This is a genomic window from Bradyrhizobium sp. Leo114 (assembly GCF_055229415.2).
On the sequence record NZ_JBUYEN020000015.1, the window covers coordinates 107,226 to 125,828 of the forward strand.

At 57.7% G+C, this 18,603-nt stretch carries 17 protein-coding genes, 1 tRNA gene and 1 pseudogene; 12 read left to right on the top strand and 7 right to left on the bottom strand.

Going from position 1 to position 18,603, the window contains the following annotated elements; translation table 11 throughout:
* Positions 1-11 precede the first annotated feature (11 nt).
* The 3 genes and pseudogenes from ACZIRK_RS19735 to ACZIRK_RS19745 all read right to left on the bottom strand — a co-directional run bounded on the left by ACZIRK_RS19735 (position 12) and on the right by ACZIRK_RS19745 (position 2,985).
* A pseudogene (locus ACZIRK_RS19735) lies at positions 12-1,567 on the bottom strand (tripartite tricarboxylate transporter permease).
* Positions 1,567-2,040 carry a tripartite tricarboxylate transporter TctB family protein gene (locus ACZIRK_RS19740; RefSeq protein ID WP_463327991.1) on the bottom strand — a complete coding sequence of 158 codons (474 nt, stop codon included), beginning with the start codon at positions 2,038-2,040 and terminating at the stop codon, positions 1,567-1,569. Before ACZIRK_RS19740 ends, ACZIRK_RS19735 begins: the two are co-directional and overlap by 1 nt.
* Before the next feature lie 63 nt (positions 2,041-2,103).
* A complete protein-coding gene (locus ACZIRK_RS19745; protein WP_463327992.1) occupies positions 2,104-2,985 on the bottom strand; it encodes a Bug family tripartite tricarboxylate transporter substrate binding protein in 882 nt (293 codons plus the stop codon).
* Between the two features lie 256 nt (positions 2,986-3,241).
* Between ACZIRK_RS19745 and ACZIRK_RS19750 the strand changes: the two genes are divergently transcribed.
* The gene (locus tag ACZIRK_RS19750; RefSeq protein WP_463327993.1) at positions 3,242-4,774 is read left to right on the top strand and encodes a class I adenylate-forming enzyme family protein; all 1,533 of its coding nucleotides are present in this window, start codon (positions 3,242-3,244) and stop codon (positions 4,772-4,774) included.
* Here ACZIRK_RS19750 and ACZIRK_RS19755 read toward each other — a convergent pair whose 3' ends face one another.
* A complete protein-coding gene (locus tag ACZIRK_RS19755; protein ID WP_463327994.1) occupies positions 4,775-5,248 on the bottom strand; it encodes a MaoC/PaaZ C-terminal domain-containing protein in 474 nt (157 codons plus the stop codon).
* Between the two features lie 17 nt (positions 5,249-5,265).
* Positions 5,266-6,423, bottom strand: coding sequence for an acyl-CoA dehydrogenase family protein (locus ACZIRK_RS19760; protein WP_463327995.1), 1,158 nt, complete (start codon positions 6,421-6,423; stop codon positions 5,266-5,268).
* Positions 6,424-6,589: 166 nt separating this feature from the next.
* Here ACZIRK_RS19760 and ACZIRK_RS19765 point away from each other — a divergent pair, with 166 nt between their 5' ends.
* From ACZIRK_RS19765 to ACZIRK_RS19800, 8 genes are all read left to right on the top strand, one after another.
* On the top strand, positions 6,590-7,021 hold the full coding sequence (locus ACZIRK_RS19765) for a hypothetical protein (protein WP_463327996.1): 432 nt from the start codon (positions 6,590-6,592) through the stop codon (positions 7,019-7,021).
* A gap of 50 nt (positions 7,022-7,071) precedes the next feature.
* Positions 7,072-7,425 carry a MaoC family dehydratase gene (locus tag ACZIRK_RS19770; RefSeq protein WP_463327997.1) on the top strand — a complete coding sequence of 118 codons (354 nt, stop codon included), beginning with the start codon at positions 7,072-7,074 and terminating at the stop codon, positions 7,423-7,425.
* A 530-nt stretch (positions 7,426-7,955) separates the two neighbouring features.
* Positions 7,956-9,149 carry an ABC transporter substrate-binding protein gene (locus tag ACZIRK_RS19775; RefSeq protein ID WP_463328024.1) on the top strand — a complete coding sequence of 398 codons (1,194 nt, stop codon included), beginning with the start codon at positions 7,956-7,958 and terminating at the stop codon, positions 9,147-9,149.
* Between the two features lie 51 nt (positions 9,150-9,200).
* Positions 9,201-10,409, top strand: coding sequence for a CaiB/BaiF CoA transferase family protein (locus ACZIRK_RS19780; protein WP_463327998.1), 1,209 nt, complete (start codon positions 9,201-9,203; stop codon positions 10,407-10,409).
* Between the two features lie 74 nt (positions 10,410-10,483).
* Entirely contained in the window at positions 10,484-11,296 is an 813-nt protein-coding gene (locus tag ACZIRK_RS19785) for an enoyl-CoA hydratase/isomerase family protein (protein WP_463327999.1), read from the top strand.
* A gap of 80 nt (positions 11,297-11,376) precedes the next feature.
* Complete coding sequence (locus tag ACZIRK_RS19790; RefSeq protein WP_463328000.1) at positions 11,377-12,612, top strand: acyl-CoA dehydrogenase family protein; 1,236 nt, start codon at positions 11,377-11,379, stop codon at positions 12,610-12,612.
* A gap of 13 nt (positions 12,613-12,625) precedes the next feature.
* The gene (locus ACZIRK_RS19795; protein ID WP_463328001.1) at positions 12,626-13,594 is read left to right on the top strand and encodes an NAD(P)H-dependent flavin oxidoreductase; all 969 of its coding nucleotides are present in this window, start codon (positions 12,626-12,628) and stop codon (positions 13,592-13,594) included.
* Between the two features lie 139 nt (positions 13,595-13,733).
* Positions 13,734-14,720 carry a quinone oxidoreductase family protein gene (locus ACZIRK_RS19800; protein WP_474418381.1) on the top strand — a complete coding sequence of 329 codons (987 nt, stop codon included), beginning with the start codon at positions 13,734-13,736 and terminating at the stop codon, positions 14,718-14,720.
* A 404-nt stretch (positions 14,721-15,124) separates the two neighbouring features.
* Here the strand turns inward: ACZIRK_RS19800 and ACZIRK_RS19805 are convergent, their stop codons facing one another.
* A complete protein-coding gene (locus ACZIRK_RS19805; RefSeq protein WP_463328003.1) occupies positions 15,125-16,090 on the bottom strand; it encodes a Bug family tripartite tricarboxylate transporter substrate binding protein in 966 nt (321 codons plus the stop codon).
* Between the two features lie 197 nt (positions 16,091-16,287).
* On the opposite strand from ACZIRK_RS19805, the gene ACZIRK_RS19810 reads away from it, so the two are divergent.
* The 3 genes from ACZIRK_RS19810 (at position 16,288) to ACZIRK_RS19820 (ending at position 18,440) form a co-directional block, all read left to right on the top strand.
* The gene (locus ACZIRK_RS19810; protein WP_463328025.1) at positions 16,288-17,016 is read left to right on the top strand and encodes a helix-turn-helix transcriptional regulator; all 729 of its coding nucleotides are present in this window, start codon (positions 16,288-16,290) and stop codon (positions 17,014-17,016) included.
* An 84-nt stretch (positions 17,017-17,100) separates the two neighbouring features.
* The gene (locus ACZIRK_RS19815; protein ID WP_463328004.1) at positions 17,101-17,511 is read left to right on the top strand and encodes an acyl-homoserine-lactone synthase; all 411 of its coding nucleotides are present in this window, start codon (positions 17,101-17,103) and stop codon (positions 17,509-17,511) included.
* A 230-nt stretch (positions 17,512-17,741) separates the two neighbouring features.
* Complete coding sequence (locus tag ACZIRK_RS19820) at positions 17,742-18,440, top strand: hypothetical protein (protein ID WP_463328026.1); 699 nt, start codon at positions 17,742-17,744, stop codon at positions 18,438-18,440.
* Here the strand turns inward: ACZIRK_RS19820 and ACZIRK_RS19825 are convergent.
* A tRNA-Met gene (locus ACZIRK_RS19825) sits at positions 18,397-18,473 on the bottom strand. The two genes, ACZIRK_RS19820 and ACZIRK_RS19825, sit on opposite strands and share 44 nt — an antisense overlap.
* Positions 18,474-18,603: the final 130 nt, after the last annotated feature.

An 18,603-nucleotide genomic window follows, 5' to 3' on the forward strand; every position in this document is an offset into this window, starting at 1 on the left:
CCGCTCGCCGCCTATTCTTCGATTGCCAGCGGGGACACGCGCACCCTTCCTTCCGATTCTAATGCGGCCGGCGAGACTTTTGAGTCTCGAAAGCGCAGGTAGACCTGACCAGCAATCAGGGCGGCGGACAGCGCGATGAACACCGCGCTGATTGGATGCTTGACGAAGGCGAGAATGTCGCCGTGCGACAAAAGCATCGCGCGTCGGAAACTTTCTTCGAACCGAGGACCCAGCACAAACCCCAGCAGTATTGGAGCGGGGTGGAAGTCGAGCCGCAGAAGAACGAATCCTACTAGACCGATGAATATCGTCTCGGCGACCTGAAACATCTCGTTGTTGGCGCTGTAGACGCCGATGCAAACAAAGAGCGCGCTCGGATAAAGGTACTTGTAGGGGATCATGAGAAGCTTGACCCAAAATCCGATGAGCGGCACGTTCAGCACCACTAGAATAATGTTTCCCATCCAGAAACTCGCCACTAAGCCCCAGAAGATGTCTGGGTGCTCGCTGATGAGTTGCGGACCCGGCGCGATGCCTTGGATCATCAGAGCGCCGAGAATGAGGGCCATCACTGCGTCGCCTGGGATTCCGAGACTCATGGTTGGAATGAAATCACCCTGAACCGCGGAATGTGTCGAGGCCTCTGGAGAGGCCACTCCCTCGATCATACCCGTGCCAAACGCATCGGGTGCCTTCGAGATCTTCTTCTCGGCCGCATAGGAAATGAATGACGCGATCGTCGGCCCCGTGCCAGGAATCAGGGAGCAAAGACTACCAACTAGCGTGCCACGAAACATTGCCGGAACTGCGCGACGAAGCTCATCGCGCGAGGGCCTCAGGTCGCGAAAGCCCACTTTCGAATATGCGGTCGTAATCTCCGAGGGCTGGTTCACACTCTTCAAGAACTCTGCGATGCCGAACAATCCCAGCGCCAGCGCCACGATCTCCACACCGTCATAGAGCTGGGTAACTCCAAACGTGAAGCGTGGAGTTCCTGAGTCGATATCATTACCGACAATTCCAAGCAGCAGGCCGATCGTGGTCATGGCAATGCCTTTGAGCGGCGAGCCGCGCGCAAGCGTCGATCCCGCAAGCAGGCCGAGCAACATCAACGAGCATATCTCGGTTGGACCGAACTTCAGCGCAACCAGCAAGAGGATCGGTGAAAGGAACACCATCTCGGTGATCCCCCATGAAGCGCCGACGAATGATGAGATTACCGTGACTCCAAGCGCGGCCCCCCGCCGCGGCCCCTGTTTGGTGAGCGGAAAGCCGTCGAGACAAGTCACCGCATGCGGTGGATGACACGGTAGATTCAGCAATATGGAGCAGATTGCCCCCCGTATTGCGCGCCGTAGAACACGCCCGACAACATAAGGATTGCGCCTACCGGCTTAATGCCAAACGTAAGCGGCAGAAGGATTGAGATGGTTGCAAGCGGCCCCATGCCTGGAAGCACGCCGACCATGTTGCCGATGAAAACCCCAATCAGACACCACATCAGATTTTGAGGCTCGAGGGCTACGCCGAAGCCGTACCAGAGATCGCTGAACGCCTGTGCGAGCATCAGAAGCTCCACCTGAACAGAGGAAGGGGCGACTGCAGAAGGCCCACGAATAGGAGGGATCCAACCAGCGATACTCCCAGAGCGAGGATGAAGGATCCCTTGAGTGTCGCGGCGCGATCACCGCATGCAGACACGAAGACACACGGGAATGTTGCAGAAAGAAACCCGAAGCGCTCGCCAAAAATGACGAACAGGATCGGGCCTCCCAGAATGCAGCTCCACGCCCACCAGTGCTTGTCTTTCGGGAGAAATCGCTCCTCGGGGTCGAACGGCGCGGTGACCGCCGTCCCAACGATTAGAACCCCTACTACCGCGAGGACGATGCCCAGCATGAGAGGAAACATACCAGGTCCCATCCGGGCCAACGTGCCGAGGTCGTAGTTGATGCTCGAGTCGAGCGCGACAGAGCTGCCAAGCAGCATGATCGCCATACCGGCGTAGAAATCGCGCTTACGGAACAATGTAGACGACACGAATATTCAACTGCTTCAGTGACCCGCACCCCGCAGGGCACGGATCCAAGTGTCCGCTCGGAGCTAGTTCGGTTCGAGGTGAGCCGCGGCCGCAACGTCGGCGAGTTGCTTCGTCTCCGTGCGGATCTTGTCGGCGAACTCGCTCGGCGTAAGCGTGGAGATCAAGCCTTGCGGCTCGAGGCGGGATTGCACTGCGGGATCTTGGGTAGCGCTTACGATCGTCTTGTGCAGCACGTCGACGATGGACGCCGGGGTCTTCTTGGGAACGAAAATGCCGACCCAGAAAGTAATATCGAATCCCGGGTACCCGGATTCGGCAATGGTGGGAACGTCAGGGAGCGCCGGCAGACGCGTCGGGGAGGAGACTGCGATGGCCCGAAACTTCCCGGCTTTGATATAGGGAATCGCCGAGAGTGTATCGAAGACGGCGATAACTTCCTGCGAAAGAGCCGCGACTTCAGCCGCAGCGGCCCCACGGTATGGGACATGTAGCATCTGTATCTCAGCGCGCTGGCTGAGAAGCTCAAAGGCAAGGTGAGTGATATTTCCGTTGCCCGCCGAACCATAGGAGATTTCGCCCGGCTTACTCTTTGCGGCCGCAACGAGGTCCTTGACGGTTTTGATGTCCTTCGACTTCGGATCATCCGCATTCACCACGAGAATGAGAGGCGCGGCAACGACCGTCGTGACCGGAGCAAAGTCTCGCTCGGGATCGTAAGGCAGCTTCTTGAAGAGAGTGGGATTGAGCGTGATCGAACTGCTGTTGCTGACAAAGATGGTTTGGCCGTCGGGCTCGGCTTTGGCTACGGCCTCTGCTGCCAGCTGCCCGTTCGCGCCGGTGCGATTTTCGACGATGAACGGCTTCCCCAGTTTCTGACCGAGTTGATCGGCAACAATGCGAGCCGTTACGTCGATAGTCCCACCGGGACTGAAGCCCACCATCATCTTGACCGGCCTCGTCGGATAGCTTTGGGCGGTCACCGGTCGAACGGCGAAGGTGGCGCCGAGCGCCAGCAGGGCGACGACAAGCCGGACGACACGATTCATGATTTCCTCCGTATACTTATGGCTTGTGACGGGGCGCGCGGGCCTATCTCGCTGATAGCCCGAAATCTGCCAACTGTCTACAGCTTACAATTCGAAAAGCGTTGTGCTAACGCCTCTTATCTTCGCTCGTCTGCACCCACAGGGCTCAATAAAAATGAACAAAGAAACCAGCATCGTCTCGCAGCTCTCCCTGTCGGCTCTGTTCGCCAAGCAATGCAGGCTAAAGGCGCATCGGACCGCAGTCGTATCGGCCGGACGGGAGCTGAGCTATGCGCAGCTCGACGAGAGATCGAGGAAACTCCAATCCTTGCTTGCTTCTCTCGGATGCGCACCGGGGGATCGCGTATGCATCCTCAGCGAGAATTCTCCGATCTTTCTCGAACTCGCGATCGCGGCGATCCGGCTCAAGCTGATCGTTTCCACCCTGAACTTCAGGCTCTCGGCAAAGGAAATCCGACACTGCGTCGAGCTCGTTCAGCCCAAGGTTACGATCGTCTCGCCTAAGCTGACGACGCTCCTGGCTGACACGGTTTGCGGCGAGATCCTCGAAACCGGAGTTCTTCTCGATCGTCGGATCGAACAGTGCGATCCGATGGACGGTCCTGGTGTCGACGACGACCCCGAAGCCGGACTGTTCATCATCTACACCAGCGGAACGACCGGTTTGCCGAAGGGGGCACTGATCAGCCGCAGAGCGATCCTCGCACGGCTCATGGTGTACGTGAGCGACTACGGAGTAGACGGCGGTGATACCTTTCTAGCCTGGTCACCGCTATGCCATATGGCCTCGGTCGAGCTGGGGCTTGGCACGCTGCTGCTCGGCGGCAAGGTCGTCGTGCTCGATGGGGCAGATCTTCCCGTCATCTGCGATTACCTTGAGAGCGATAGTCTCAGCAACCTGATCTTCTTTCCAGGCATGGTCGAGCAAACGTTGGCTTATCTCCGCGAGCGGCGGCCACAGGTGAAACGGCTCAAGAAGTTCGGCGCCATGGCCGACCTTTTCGCGCCGCAACAGATAGCCGACCTTACGTCAGTCCTTGGCGTCCCGTTCACGAACACGTTCGGTAGCACGGAGACCGGCATGCCGCCGGCGTCTGCAGGGCGGCTCGCGACTGGTGAAATTCCAACAGATTTGGGAAAGACCGAGAGCCTTCTTTGCGAGGTTTCGTTGTTCGATGATTCCGGAACGCCTGTCCTCGAAGGACAGCCCGGCGAACTAGTGATGCGGGGACCGACCTTGTTCAGCGGGTATTGGAACGCACCGGACGCTACGCGCGACGCGTTCCGTGGTGGCTGGTATCATACGGGTGACGTCTTTGTTCGCCGCGCAGATGGCCGTCTAAGCTATGTCGACCGAAGCAAGTATTTGATCAAGTCTGGCGGCGAGAACATCTATCCCGCCGAAATCGAGCGCGTGGCCCTGCAGCATCCGAAGATCGTCGAGGCGGTCGTGGTCCGGCAGCCCGATCCGCGCTGGGGCGAGGTGCCGGTCCTTGTGGTGGCGTCGGAATCCCCTGCCCCAAGCTCCGACGAACTGATCGCGCTGTGCCGCGACGAGCTGGCATCGTACAAGCGGCCCAAGCGAGTGATGTTCGTCTCGAAGGGCAGCTTGCCGCGCAACAACACCGGAAAGATCCTCCGCTCAGAGGTCGAGACCTGGGTCGCAAAGCAACCGCAGGAGGCCTGATCAGGCGACCGCGCGACGGCGGTACATGATCGAAACCTCCATCTCCTGCACTTCCTCGTTGCGCTGATTGACGAAGGCGCGTGCGAACGTCACCACGCCTCGATCCTGCTGGCTGGTCTCCCGCTTGGAAATGACCTGCGTGCGGACGAAGATGGTATCGCCATGTTTGACCGGTCGCTTCATGCGCCACTTGTCGATCCCGAGCAGCGCAAGCAAGGTCCCATCGTTCATCCCCGATGCGTAATTCAGGCCCGCGGCGACTGCGAAGACGAGCGGACCGTGTGCAATGGGCTCCCCGAACGGCGTGGTTTTGCAGTACTCGTGATTCGTATGGACATCATTGAAATCTCCCGAAAGGCAGGCGAAGTTCACGATGTCGGTCGACGTGATCGTTCGCCGCCCTGTAGTCAGGACTTGGCCGACGGTAAAGTCCTCGAAGTACATCCCGCGCGGCGCCGGAGCAGTCGTTGTCATTTGCTGCCTTCCCTACCTTACAAGCCCATCAGTTTGGCGATGATGTTGCGCTGAATTTCATTGCTTCCGCCGCCGATCGGCCCAAGTCGGGAGTCTCTGAAAAGCCGCTGCATGTCGTGCTCCATCGAGAAGCCGGCTCCGCCCATGACCTGCATGCCAATGTTGGCGCATTCGAAGTCGTTTTCGGTGGCCACGATCTTGGCAATCGCCGTCTCCATCCGCGAGTCGTAATTGGCGTCCAGCATCTCGGCGGTTCGATAGGTCACCAAACGGGCGATTTCGGCCTTGATGCGCATGTCGGCGAGCTTGTGCGCGATGACCTGGAACTTCGTGATCGGTTGATCAAACTGGATGCGCTGCGAGGCGTAGTCCTGCGCGATATCGATGGCCTTCTGTGCGTTGCCGGCACCACAGGCGGCGATTGCCATTCGCTCGAGATTGAGACCGCGCATAAGGATGCGCCAACCCTTGTTTTCCTGCCCGATCAGGTTGCGCGCAGGCACGCGAACTTCGTCGAAGTAGATCTGATTGGTATGCGTGGTATGCCTTCCCATCGTCTCGATCGGCCGGATCGTCAGACCGGGGGCCTTGGCATCGACGAGGAACAGGCTGAAGCCGTTGTGCGCTGGCTCCGCGTTCGGGTCAGTCTTGACGACCAGGACGATATAGTCCGCGACATGCGCTGATGTAATGAACCATTTTTGGCCGCGAATGATGTAGTCGCTGCCGTCCCGGACCGCATGGGTCTTGATCGAGGCTGCGTCCGAACCGGTCTGCGGCTCGGTCAATGCGAAGGCGATGTAGATGTCGCCCTTGATCATGGGGACCATGTAGCTCTGCTTCAGCTCTTCGCTACCGTTGTAGAGTAGCTGAAGGCCCGCATAGATCGCGCTGGTCATGTACGTCGTGCCGAGGCAGGCATAGTGGTAGGACAGCGTTTCCAGCAGGATAGCCATGTCCTTGTAGCTGCCTCCGAGGCCGCCGTATTCTTCCGGGTACAGAAGGCCCAGCCAACCTCCCCGCGCGAGAGCTTGGTATGCATCATGAGGCCAACCACCGTCACGATCGAGCTCGCGGATTTTCTCGACCGGAAGATGCTGTTCGGCCAAGCTCAAAAGGCTTTGGCGCATCAGCTTTTGCTCGTCCGTGAAACCGAAATCGTTGAAGAGTGGCATTGCTAATCCTCCAGGATCGAAGTTTGGCGGCAGAGAAGATCGGCTTCGATCCCAAGCGGATTCCGATCTTCTGCCAACTGTTGACACATTCCCCTTCGCTTACTATCAGTCATTCGCGAAGTCAAAAACCACGGCCATGCGATTTCGGCTGATGCGGAGCGAAATGATGGGAGCACTCGAGCCTGACCATCGAATGGGCGGATGGAGCGGCGTAGGCTACGACAGTGTCGAGGTTGGCACGACCTTCCCTCCGCAACCGCTGCTGATCGACTTGAACGACCTGGCACGTTTTTATAGATGTCTTGGCGAAGAAGCGCCCCGGCTTCGGTCCGGCTGTCGAATTCCCGCATTCTTGCTCAATGAATTCAAGGCGCTGAAGGGGCAGATGCGATTTCCGCCAGGCGTGCTGCATGCTCAGGAAGAGATCCAAATGATCAGCGCCGCCCATCTCGGCGAGCCATTGACCGTCGAAATCTCAATCGTCGAGAAGTTCATCCGCAACGAGAAGCGCTTCATTGTCGTGGACCAGCACGTGAAATGTACAACCGACAGTCGGTCCGTCGCCAAGATCAAACACACGTTGTATTGGCCATGCTAAGCATTCATGAACTCGAGGTCGGACAGCAATTTTCCCGCAGCGGACCGCGGATGACGTTGGAGTCATTCCGCGATTTCGGCTCTCTGCTCGGTACCGACGCTCCGATCCATTGCGATCCAGCTTACGCAGCCAATACCCCCTTTGGGAAGGTGATTGCGCAAGGCCCTCTCCTCCTCGCTCCCTTCGAATCATGGATGTGCGAGCTGTTTGGTGAGGACGCATGGAGTCGGACTGGAGCAATCCGTGGAAAGTTTCTTGTTCCCGGCCAAGTCGACAGCACTGTGAGATTAGAGATGGCCATCCGCGAGATCTCTAACGGGACGGTCTCATTCGATCTTCGCGCTCTCTGCGATCACAAATTGCTAGCCGCCGCCACCGCCGAACTCAGCTTACCTTCTTCTTAAGCGCGATCGACGCCATTCATTTCAGAGCAGAGAGCTTCCGAAGCTTGTCGTGCTTTTCCGCACGATGGCAAATCGCGGTTAATCGGCGACCGAGCCCGCTGCACGCGCGTCTTCGATCATACTGTTGTATCTGTCGATAAAAGTCGCCGGGACCATTGGTCCCGGCGAAGTCAAGGGAGGAACGCCCCTAGAGGACGATGCTGCCGCTTGCCAGTGCCGACCGGCGCCGCCGACAGCTGCGGATAGTCACGCGCTCGGACATTCGATTGATCTGAACGACCGAGTACTAATTCGCTTCGAGAGGAACTACGGAGCGAACCCGGCTGGCAGTACTGCAAGCCCTCTCAATGTCAACTGTCGACAGTACCGGGATTTCGCTTTGTTCGCGGAGCGGAAATCCATTCTGTTTGACGGACTATTTTCGACGTGCATAATGTTTACAGTTTGCACAATCCGCGACGCGCCCACACCGGGCATCAAGATCGCCGGCACATTTTGGAGGGAACGTGAAGCTTCGCGCAAAACGCGGGATGTTGGCGGCGATGTTGTTGATGACGAGCGCGCACGGTCACGCCGGTGAGAAAAAGTACGGTCCGGGCGCAAGCGACGCCGAAATTAAGATCGGCAATACCGCGGCCTACTCCGGTCCTGGCTCCGCCTACGGTGCAATCGCAAAGGCCGAGGCAGCGTATTTCAAGATGATCAACGAGCGCGGCGGCATCAACGGACGCAAGATCAACTTCATTTCGTACGACGACGGATACAGTCCACCAAAGACCGTCGAACAGACGCGAAAGCTTGTTGAAGGCGACGAAGTGCTGCTGATGTTCAGCATGATCGGCACGCCGACAAGCGCCGCCGCCCAAACCTATCTCAACGCAAAACACGTTCCTCAACTTTTCACTGCCAGCGGCGCAGCCAGGTTCGATGATCCGAAGGCGGCTCCATGGAGCATGGGATGGTCGCCGAATTACGTCACGGAGGGCCGAGTCTACGCCCAGTATATCCTGAAGAACTTTCCGGGCAGCAAGATCGGCATCCTCTACCAGAATGACGATATCGGCAGAGACTACCGCAAAGGCATTCGCGAAGCTCTCGGCGACAATGCTGCTTCCATGATCGTAGCCGAGGTGTCTCACGAGACATCCGAGCCGACGGCGGATTCGCAGGTCTACAAGATCAAGGCCGCCAATCCAGACATCTTCATGGCGCTGACGACCACCAAGTTTACTGCGCAGGTCATCCGGAAGATTGCGTCCCTGGGATGGAAGCCGGTCCGCATCATCTCGAGTTCGGCGGCCGGGATTACAAACGTGCTGCAACCGGCGGGCCTGGACAATTCAAAGGACGTCTTGAGCTCTCAATATATGAAAGATCCGAACGATCCTCAGTGGAAGGACGACGCCGGCATGAACGAGTTTAGAAAGTTCATGCAAGAGCACTATCCGGAAGGCGACAAGACGGATCTGTCCAATGCCTACGGATATGGATCGGCGACCGCCCTCGTGAAAGTTCTGGAGCAGTGTGGCGACGATTTGACGCGCGAGAACGTGATGAAGCAAGCGGAATCTCTCGATCTTTCGATCGGAGTCTATCTGCCCGGCTCGCGACTTAAGACCTCCCCGACCGATCACGCACCATTGGAGCAGATTCGCCTGATGAAATTCACCGGCGAGACGTGGGAGTTCTTTGGTGAACTAATCGACGGTCACAAGGATCGCTGATGAAGGCTGGGAAGCTCTCCCTACGGCAGGGGCGGATAGAATGAGGATTGAATGACCGGCGCGTTAGCGGGCAAGCGCATCGTCGACCTGAGCACTGTGATCGCGGGGCCGCTATGCGCCCGCATTCTCGGCGACTATGGTGCCGACGTTATCAAAGTCGAGCCGCCGGGTGGCGATCCGCTAAGAATTGCAGTTCCGGCGCGAAGCCGAAAGATGAGCGCCTATCACCTGCTCCTAAACAGAAATAAGCGCTCACTCACTCTGGATTTGAAGAAGGAAGACGCAATCGACGTCGTCCGCCGACTTGCGGCAGGAGCCGATGTGTTGATCCACAACATGCGTCCCCGTGCTCTGGAGCGGCTTGGGCTGGGCTACGAGTCACTCAATCGGGCAAACCCGAAGCTCGTCTGTACGAACATCATAGGCTTCGGCCGCCAAGGTCCTTATCGGGACCGTCCTGCGTACGACGATTTGATTCAGGCGATGAGCGGCATCGCTTCGCTCGCAGCTCGAGGAAAGGACGGCGTACCTCGCTATCTTCCGCTTAACGCGGTGGACAGGCTCACAGCCGTCACCGCAGCTCACGCAACTCTCGCCGCACTTGTCCGACAAGAACGAACGGGGCGCGGACAAGCGGTCGAAGTCCCCATGTACGAAAACGCTATCGAATTCATGTTGGGAGACCACATGACCGGAGCGCTGTTCGACCCACCGCTCGGCGACATCGGGAATGTGCGCGCCGTGTCACCCGCCCGGCGGCCCTTCCCTACCAAGGATGGCGCGATTTGCGTGATTCCGTTTACCGACAAGCACTGGCGCACCTTTTGCGACGTTACTGGTAAGACGGACTATAAATCGGACGTGCGCTTTTCGACCCAGGAGGCGCGCGCGAAGAACCCCGAGGCCGTGCTTGACGCAATGGCTGCCGTTCTCGCTACGCGGTCAACGGCCGAGTGGCTCGAGCTCTTCGTACAGTCGGAAATTCCCCATGGGCCAATGCACACCTTGGAAGACCTCCTTGAGGACGCTCACCTAAAGGAGGTCGGCTTCTTCGTCCGACGGACGCACCCGACTGAAGGCGACATCGTCGTTCCTCGCCCGGCAGTTTGGATGTCCGAGACTCCTCCCACTATCGCCGGAGACGCCCCGACTGAGGGAGCCGCGACCCGCGAGATTCTACGCGAGTCCGGCTATGACGACACTCAGATCGAACACCTCATTCAGTCCGGTGCAGCTTTCGAGGCCGGCAACGGCCCTTGATCAATTAAAGAGGCGCTTCCGCCTCGCCCAAAGTCGCGGCCACCATTCGAACACTTCACTGAGGCATCCAGACCATGCAGTTCACTCACATTAAGCTCGATATCGAAGATCAGATTGCGACTTTGACGCTCAATAGGCCGGACGCGAGAAATGCACTTTCGGACCCAATGCGGCACGATCTTGACGAAGCTCTCAAGATCCTACGCGCCCGCGCCGGCGCCGACGTCAAGGTTGCTATCCTAACTGGCTCGGGCGGTGCCTTCTGCGCGGGTGGCGACGTCAAGTCCATGCACGAACGCGGCGGCAGTAGAACCGCCTTTGCCGCCCGCGAGGGCTTACGCGAATCCCATAATCGGATGATGGATTTGCTAAATCTAGAAGTTCCTGTGGTGGTAGCGGTAGACGGCGCGGCAGCCGGTGCCGGCTTCAACTTGGCTCTCGTGGGCGACTTCATTCTGGCGAGCTCCCGCGCATTTTTCGTTCAGAGCTTCGTTCGCATCGGCCTGGTGCCGGACTGGAACGGGCTCTTTCTGCTTCCACGCCTGGTCGGACTCCAGAAGGCGAAGGAGATCATGTTTACGGGCCGACGGATCTCAGCGGAAGAAGCACGAGGCCTGGGAATCGTGCACTCGATCTACGAGCCGGAAGCGCTTATGGATGCGGCTCGAGAACTTGCTCGCCGCCTCTGCTTGGCGCCAACGCGCGCAATTGGACTGACCAAGAACATTCTGAACCAGTCGTTCCATCTTGACGCCCGTACCGTCCTTGAGCTGGAGGCATATGCCCAGGCGACGGCTCGCACCGACGAATATCATGCCGCAGCGGTCAGGCGATTCGTAAACAAGGAGCCGACACTATTCGATTGGAACGCGAAAGCGAAGGAATAGAGGACGGAAGAGATCGGCAAGCTCGCAACCTGATTGCGAGCATCGCCACATTGCCTCGCAGAAGCTCTGGGTGCGCATCGATGACCGCCATTGCCTATGACTACCCCGAAGATGTCCGCATGCTTCTCGACGCGGTCGCAAGCTTTCTGAAGACGAAAGTATTCCCGCTTCACGAAGGGCATGAGCGGCTGCTGACCGATCAACGCCTGCTATACGAGAAAGACGGTCGGTTCAGCCCCGACGTGCTCCACCTGATCCAAAACGTCCGTGTCGCCTCTGCGCAAGAGGGGTTCTATGCGATGTGCGCTCCTCAGCACATGGGCGGCGGCGGCTTTCCGCTCGTCGCCTATTTCGCTGTCTGGGAACAGATATTCCGCATGTGCGGGATGAAATATTGGCTAGGTCACCACGTGTTGAGCCATTGGGCCAAAGGCCCCAGCGCGGTTCTCGACAATTTGCATCCCGATGCGAAAGCGTCGCTGCTACCCAATATTATGAACGGCAAGGCGACGCTTTGCTTCGGTCTCTCCGAGCCGGAAGCTGGCTCCGATGCGGCGATGATCAAGACCCGTGCAACTCCCGAAGGCGACGGCTGGCGTCTCAATGGCAACAAGATCTGGACTACCAACAGCCCTCACGCAGACTACGCGGTCATCTTTGCAGTGACGGATCCTGAGCGCGCCGAACGTCGCGCCGGGGGCATCAGCACGTTTATCGTTCCAACTGCCTCGAACGGCTTCATTATCGAAAAGGTCATTCGAATGTGGGGCAGCTCTGGTGGCGACGAAGCGATGCTTCATTTTGATAACGTGCGGCTCGAGCCGATGCATCTAGTGGGAACATTGCACAGCGGCTTTCGTACGGCAATGCTCGGAGTGAACCTCGGGCGCATCTATAACTCGGCTCGCGTCGTGGGCATCGGACGATGGGCTCTCGAAATGGCTTTCGAGTACGCAAAAGTGCGCCAAACCTTCGGGCAACCGCTCTCAGAGTACCAAGGCGTAATGTTTCCGCTGGCCGAGTCGGCGATGCAAATTCATGCCGCTCACTTGATGAGTTTAAACGTCGCCCAACTGATCGATCGAGGCGCCACTGCGCAAAAGGAACTCTCGATGACCAAGGCCTTCGCGGTCGAAGCCGGCGTTAAGGCCGTTGATCGGGTCATCCAACTTCACGGCGCGATTGGCATGACGAACGAAATGCACCTAACCGACGCTTACATTACAATGCGAAAGATCAACGTCGCCGACGGGACGAACGAAATTCTTCCGCGTCAGATCGTCAAGCAAATGCTCGCCGGCGATCTGGCGCTTTAGAAAGGGATCTTTTGTGACCAGCCGTATTCCTGAAAAGACCACGCTGTTCGCGGACCTGGCTGTGCCAATCATTGCGGCTCCAATGTTCCTCGTAACCGGCCCAGAGCTCGTCGCCGCCGCGGCCGAAGCTCGCGTGGTCGGCGTCGCCGCGTCATCGTCTACGCGATCGTCAGAAGAGTATGACGAGTGGTTTGACAAGATTGATCAACGGCTCGTTGCATTCACCAATCGTACTGGCAGGACGGTCGGTCCTGTTGCCGCGAACATTGGGGCTCCGTCGCGCGAACGAGGCGACACGCCGAGGCATGTTCGGGATTTGGAAGTCTGCCGGAAGCGGCGAGTTCCGCTAGTTATCACCGTGAAAGGCGATCCGACCGAACTCGTTAGTGAGGTGCACGGCTGGGGCGGCCAAATCTTCCACGATGTAACCACGCTTCGCCACGCAGAGAAGGCCGCTGCTGCCGGAGTGGATGGACTAATACTCATCTGTGGTGGAGGCGGCGGGCATGCAGGCACGCTGAATCCATTCGCGTTCTTGCCGCAGGTAAGAAAATTCTTCTCAGGCACGATCGTACTAGGTGGAACGATCTCAGACGGTCGATCCATCCGAGCCGCACAAGCTCTCGGTGCCGAACTTTGCTACATGGGTACTCGCTTCATCGCTACGCAGGAATCGATGGCTCCTGCCGAATACAAGTCGATGATTGTGAATAGCCAAAGTCATGAGATTGTTTACACGCCGGTCTTCACTCGAGGCGTCAACTGCAACTTCCTCCATAGGTCGATCGCAGACAATGGATTCCCGGTTGATCGCCTTGTCCAGTTCACACGGGAGAACCCGGATCGTCTGGCAGAACGAAAGCCGTGGCGCGATCTGTGGTCCGCAGGCCAGGGCGTTGGCTTGATCGACGACATCCCGAATGTACACGAGCTCGTCGCACGGTTGGCGCGCGAGTATGAAGCGGCCGCCCCAACATCGTGAGGTGCAAGAAAGACCGCGACAAAATGACCTGCTTCGCCCTCGGTCGGCCTGGTCCAGCTACTACTTACCGTCGCAAGGATGCGGAGGCGCATCCTAGCGAGCAGGCTTGTCGCTCCAAAGGACGGGTGGCGATCCCATGATGGCGGTTCAGATCGAAAGATATGGTGGGCCAGAAGCACTCATATTGCGCGAGGTTCCCAAACCTGTGCCGCGACGGGATGAGGTGCTGGTCAAACTTGCATTCTCCGGCATCAACTTCATGGATATTCACACTCGCGAAGGCAAGTACGCGAACTCGAACACCTATCCGCAGACGCTACCAACCACTCTTGGCATCGAGGGCTCGGGTGTAATCGAGGAGATCGGCAGCGACGTTCACGATCTCGTTCCGGGCGATCGAATAGCATACTGCCTGACCTGGGGTAGCTATGCCGAGTTCGCGGTCGTTCCGGCCTCACGTGCTGTTCGGTTGCCAGCAGAGATCTCGCTAAAGATCGCCGCGGCAGCGCTGTTTCACGGCCTCACCGCGCACTATCTTGCTAACGATGTCGGCAGGCTGGGGCCTGGGATCTCGGCAGCGGTGCTCGCTGCCTCGGGCGGCATTGGCCAACTCCTCGTTCAGTTAGGGGCGAGAGCCGGTGCAACAATGTATGCCGTCACTAGCTCCGGCGAACGAACGATTGCAGCCGAGGCGCACGGCGCCGCCAAAGGTATTCTCTATGAAGGTGGGCGCTTTGCTGACATCGTTCGGAATCTTACCAGTGGGCAGGGAGTGGACGTGGTCTATGATCCGATCGGCAAGCCGACCTTTCACGATAGCTTGCGAGCCGCTCGGAAGAAAGGCCTAATTGTTAGCTTTGGTAGCGTCGGCGGCCCCATTCGCGATATCGATCCAATTGAGCTTGGCGAGAGCGGCTCTTTGTTCTTGACGCGCCCTCGGCTGGCCGATCACATTTCCGATTCTCCAACGCTTCGCAGGCGCGCGATGGAGATATTCCAAGCCATCATCGAGAGATCGCTCTTCGTTGATATTGAGGAAACGTTCAAGCTGGCAGACGTCGAGAGAGCGCATCACAACCTCGCTCGTCGCAAAACGAGAGGAAAACAATTGATTGGCTTTTCTTAGATGTCGTCGTTGCCGAGGGCCGGTCTGGCTGTCAAGTCCAACTCAGACTCGGTCTTCCTGGTCGGGTGACACCCTAAAGAATCTCGTTTGCCCGGCTTGATCGGCGGATCTCAACGGCTCTCAGGATATGGGATCGAGCTAGGCCATCCTTAACGTTCGACGCACCTCCAAGCCGATCTCACAGCATCCACTCGTAGGTATAGAATAGCAGAATGGCATGCCATTCTATATAGTGGAACTCCGAGCATACACAGCCTGTCTTTTCATCTCCAGCAAGCAAGCTTAGAGCTGCTTTCAATCGGCGCCTGGTAACGCGCGGGCACGCGGAAGGCTGTTGATCGCCTACACTCGACCCCACTCGCTGTGGCCGTGTCAGCGCGCACCTGGTCAGCGTCATGGTGCTTCTATTGGAAGGTGAGATTGCGCTCACGCACGATCTTGGCGGCGGAATCATAAGATTCCTGGATCAATTCACCCCACTTTGGGCCGTCAATGTACTCAGGAATTCCATCGGAACCATCAAAGACCTTGCGGTAGGCATCTCCCTCGACGATGCGCTGGAGGGCCGCCCTTAGCTTGAGCACAATCGGTTCTGGCGTGCCTGCCGTTACGGCGATGCCGACGTATACCGGCACCCGGAAGTCCGAATAGCCTTGCTCCGTCGACGTTTTGACGTCCGGAACATAGGACTGTCTCTCAGGCGAGAGTGCAGCGATCGCTCTTATACTTCCGTCGTCGACGTAGGGTTTGATCGACGTAAGCGTCGATAATATTATTGGCACTCGACCTGCGATCACATCCATAATCGCCGGTGCGATCCCGCGGTAGGCAATATGAGTGAGATCCAGTCCCAGTCTGGCCGCCCAAGCTTGAGTGTGCAAGTGTGAGGGACTGCCCGACCCTGACGAAGTGTATCCTGTTCCTGGATGCATTCGAAGATAAGCGACAAGTTCCTCCAGAGACGTTGCGCCGATAACCTTGGGGTTTACGAAGAGGAACGCTGATTGCGTCAATATATTCCCCAGCGGGGTTGCCTGCTGAACGAACTGAAACGGCTTTTTTTGGGCGACATGAGCTACGGCCGTGGAGCTCGGTAAAAGTATTAGCGTATGGCCGTCAGGTACGCTTCGTTCAAGAGCGGCCAGCCCGACAATTCCTGTTGCGCCTGGCTTATTCTCAACGACTACGGTCTGCCCGAGCTCCTTCGATAGCCCGTCGGCGATCGTCCGCCCCATAAGGTCTGTCGGCCCACCGGGCGCGAACGGCACGATCAGGGTTATTATCCTGCTTGGATAGCTTTGTGCGTTTGCGGCGAAGGCGAGCTGGACGCCAAAAATACAGAGGAAAATGCTTCGGATAGCGCTTCCCATTTGTCGTACTCCTGTCCTTTCAATTGAAATACAGGCGGATGGGAGCCGGGCTCCTCACAGCTTGACAACAGCGCGCGCAGGTGCAAATTGTCAACAGTTTTCATCGAGCCACCAAGAGCGCACAGCCGGGCCACCGTCAGTTACCGCTCGACGGAAATCTGAAGCACGCTCGGGTTGAGCATGCCGCGGGTTTAGCAATGCATCGCGTCTTTCAGAATTTCATAGATCGTCTGTCAACAGCAGACGACGCTCGTGACTTTTCGAGAGTACTGGCGGACACAGCGGCTGGATTGGACCTATCTTGTTTCGCCTATCTCGCTCTCCAGAGTGAAGCAACAACGACGCCACACCTAATATCAACGTACCCTTCTTGCTGGACAACTCGCTATTTGAACGAGAATTATCACACGATCGATCCGGTCATTGGAGAAGCTCTGCAGACGCCGGAACCCTTCCGATGGGGAGCCGATTTCACTTCGAGATCTAGTTCGTTTGAGGAGCAGCAGTTCCTCGATGAAGCCGCTCAGTTCGGGATCCGATTTGGCTTTACCGTTCCCATTCACGACGGGCACGGTCCAGTTGCCGCTCTGACCTTCGCTGTCGACGAGAAGCGGCCGCCATTTGAGAAATGCATCGATTCTTATGAACGCGTTCTTCAGCTCATGGCGATGTATTTTCATGCACACGTACGCCGCAAGCTCGCGGATGAATGTAGGGTAGATAGGATCCGCCTGTCTCCACGCGAATTCGAATGCTTGGAATGGGCTTCACAAGGAAAGAGCGCTTGGGAAATAGGATGCATTCTCGGCATCTCGCGCAACACAGTGGCCTACTATCTGGAAAACGCGAAGGAAAAGCTGGATGTTCGCACGATTGCACAAGCCGTGACGCGCCTACCCGCTGCAAATAAAAGAAAGCAGAATTAGGACACAGCCCCCCTACAACTACAGGTAATGATTCAGGTCAATAATCTCGCTTCAAAAGAGGTCTTGAACGCCTCTGGAGGGATTATGATTCAGTTGATCACACCTGCTTCGTATGGAGAGTTTTCTGACACTCTCGTTGAGATGCATCGGTTGCGACATCGTGTTTTCAAGCTGCGAATGGCATGGGAAGTTCAGACCAGTGGCGGCATGGAGATCGACGATTTCGATGCGCTGCATCCCGACTACCTAAGTCAAGTCGGTGATGACGACGAAGTGCAAGGTTCCGTTCGCCTACTTCCCACAGTCGGCCCGACCATGCTTCGCGATACGTTTCCTGCGCTTCTAGGAGGCCAACCCGCGCCGTCAACTCCGCTAGTTCGGGAAAGTAGTAGATTCGCAATCGACGTTGCTACCGACGCTCCAAAGGGGGCTCACGGCATAGCTCTTGCTACTTACGAGCTTTTTGCTGGAATGGTCGAGTTCGGTCTATCATGACAGCTTACTGACATCGTTAAGGATCCCGATACAGGCAAACGATTGTCTCGCCCAAACCCTCGTGAGGAGTGGCAGAGCATTGATGTGCCCAACTGCGGATCGTCGAACAGTCCGTTTGGGAGCAGGCGCACGCTTTGAAGACTGAGAAGGGGCATTTGGCCAGCCACATGAAGCGACGGTCGCCGCATCTCCTGTCTGGTCTCCTTCGGTGCGGTTGTTGCGGATCTGGCATGTCAGTTCACGACCGCGACAAGACTGGAAAGACCAGGATTCGTTGCTCAGCTGTGCGCGAGAGTGGCAGTTGCTCGAATCGCAGGATCATCTACCTGCGCGACATCGAAAGACTCGTGCTCAGCGGGATGGTCGAGGAGTTGAAGGACCCACGGCTGATCGAGACCTACGTCCGCAACTACAACAGTGAGCGAGAGCGGCTTGCGGGGAACGCCTCCTCGGAGCGCCTGCGGCTAGAGGCGAAACGTGACCGGATCGAAGGCGAGCGTCAGCGCAACATTGATCTCGTGATCAGGTACGTGATTTCCGAGGAGGATGCCAAGCAACGGATCGCCGAGCTGAAGCAAGAACGGTTGCGCGTCGAGGCGGAGCTGGCTGCCCTCGAGGAGGCCCCGACCCCCACCTCACTGCATCCGGCAACGCTGGACCGCTACATCGAGACCGTCAATGCGCTTGCCGACACGATAGCAAGCCACGCAAGCGCGGAGGACGACCGCGGACCGTTGGTCGCCGACTTCAGGTCCCTTGTGCACAGTGTCATTGTACACCCGAAAGGCCCTTGGGAAGGCTTCGAGGTCGAGGTGAAGGGAAAGCTGGCTGCCCTGCTCGGCGGACGTGTCTTTCCGGAGGCCCACCATAATAGTGGGTCATACGTGGTAGCGGGGGAGGGACTCGAACCCCCGACCCCAGGATTATGATTCCCGTGCTCTAACCAGCTGAGCTACCCCGCCACGGCGGCGCCGTTGCAGCATGCAGATGCCGCGGCGCGAATGCGCGGCATATAAGGAGTGGGCGGACGGCCTGTCAAGCAAAGCAGGCCGTCGGCCGGCCTTCTGCCAATATGCCTCCTGCCAACAAGCC

Coding starts and splice junctions, on each gene's coding strand:
- ACZIRK_RS19770 (WP_463327997.1), top strand. CDS start 7,072: ATGACGTTGGAGTCATTCCGCGATTTCGGCTCTCTGCTCGGTACCGAC.
- ACZIRK_RS19775 (WP_463328024.1), top strand. CDS start 7,956: ATGTTGGCGGCGATGTTGTTGATGACGAGCGCGCACGGTCACGCCGGT.
- ACZIRK_RS19760 (WP_463327995.1), bottom strand. CDS start 6,423: ATGCCACTCTTCAACGATTTCGGTTTCACGGACGAGCAAAAGCTGATG.
- ACZIRK_RS19745 (WP_463327992.1), bottom strand. CDS start 2,985: ATGATGGTGGGCTTCAGTCCCGGTGGGACTATCGACGTAACGGCTCGC.
- ACZIRK_RS19765 (WP_463327996.1), top strand. CDS start 6,590: ATGGGAGCACTCGAGCCTGACCATCGAATGGGCGGATGGAGCGGCGTA.
- ACZIRK_RS19785 (WP_463327999.1), top strand. CDS start 10,484: ATGCAGTTCACTCACATTAAGCTCGATATCGAAGATCAGATTGCGACT.
- ACZIRK_RS19755 (WP_463327994.1), bottom strand. CDS start 5,248: ATGACAACGACTGCTCCGGCGCCGCGCGGGATGTACTTCGAGGACTTT.
- ACZIRK_RS19790 (WP_463328000.1), top strand. CDS start 11,377: ATGACCGCCATTGCCTATGACTACCCCGAAGATGTCCGCATGCTTCTC.
- ACZIRK_RS19820 (WP_463328026.1), top strand. CDS start 17,742: ATGTCAGTTCACGACCGCGACAAGACTGGAAAGACCAGGATTCGTTGC.
- ACZIRK_RS19815 (WP_463328004.1), top strand. CDS start 17,101: ATGATTCAGTTGATCACACCTGCTTCGTATGGAGAGTTTTCTGACACT.
- ACZIRK_RS19750 (WP_463327993.1), top strand. CDS start 3,242: ATGAACAAAGAAACCAGCATCGTCTCGCAGCTCTCCCTGTCGGCTCTG.
- ACZIRK_RS19805 (WP_463328003.1), bottom strand. CDS start 16,090: ATGGGAAGCGCTATCCGAAGCATTTTCCTCTGTATTTTTGGCGTCCAG.
- ACZIRK_RS19800 (WP_474418381.1), top strand. CDS start 13,734: ATGGCGGTTCAGATCGAAAGATATGGTGGGCCAGAAGCACTCATATTG.
- ACZIRK_RS19810 (WP_463328025.1), top strand. CDS start 16,288: ATGCATCGCGTCTTTCAGAATTTCATAGATCGTCTGTCAACAGCAGAC.
- ACZIRK_RS19780 (WP_463327998.1), top strand. CDS start 9,201: ATGACCGGCGCGTTAGCGGGCAAGCGCATCGTCGACCTGAGCACTGTG.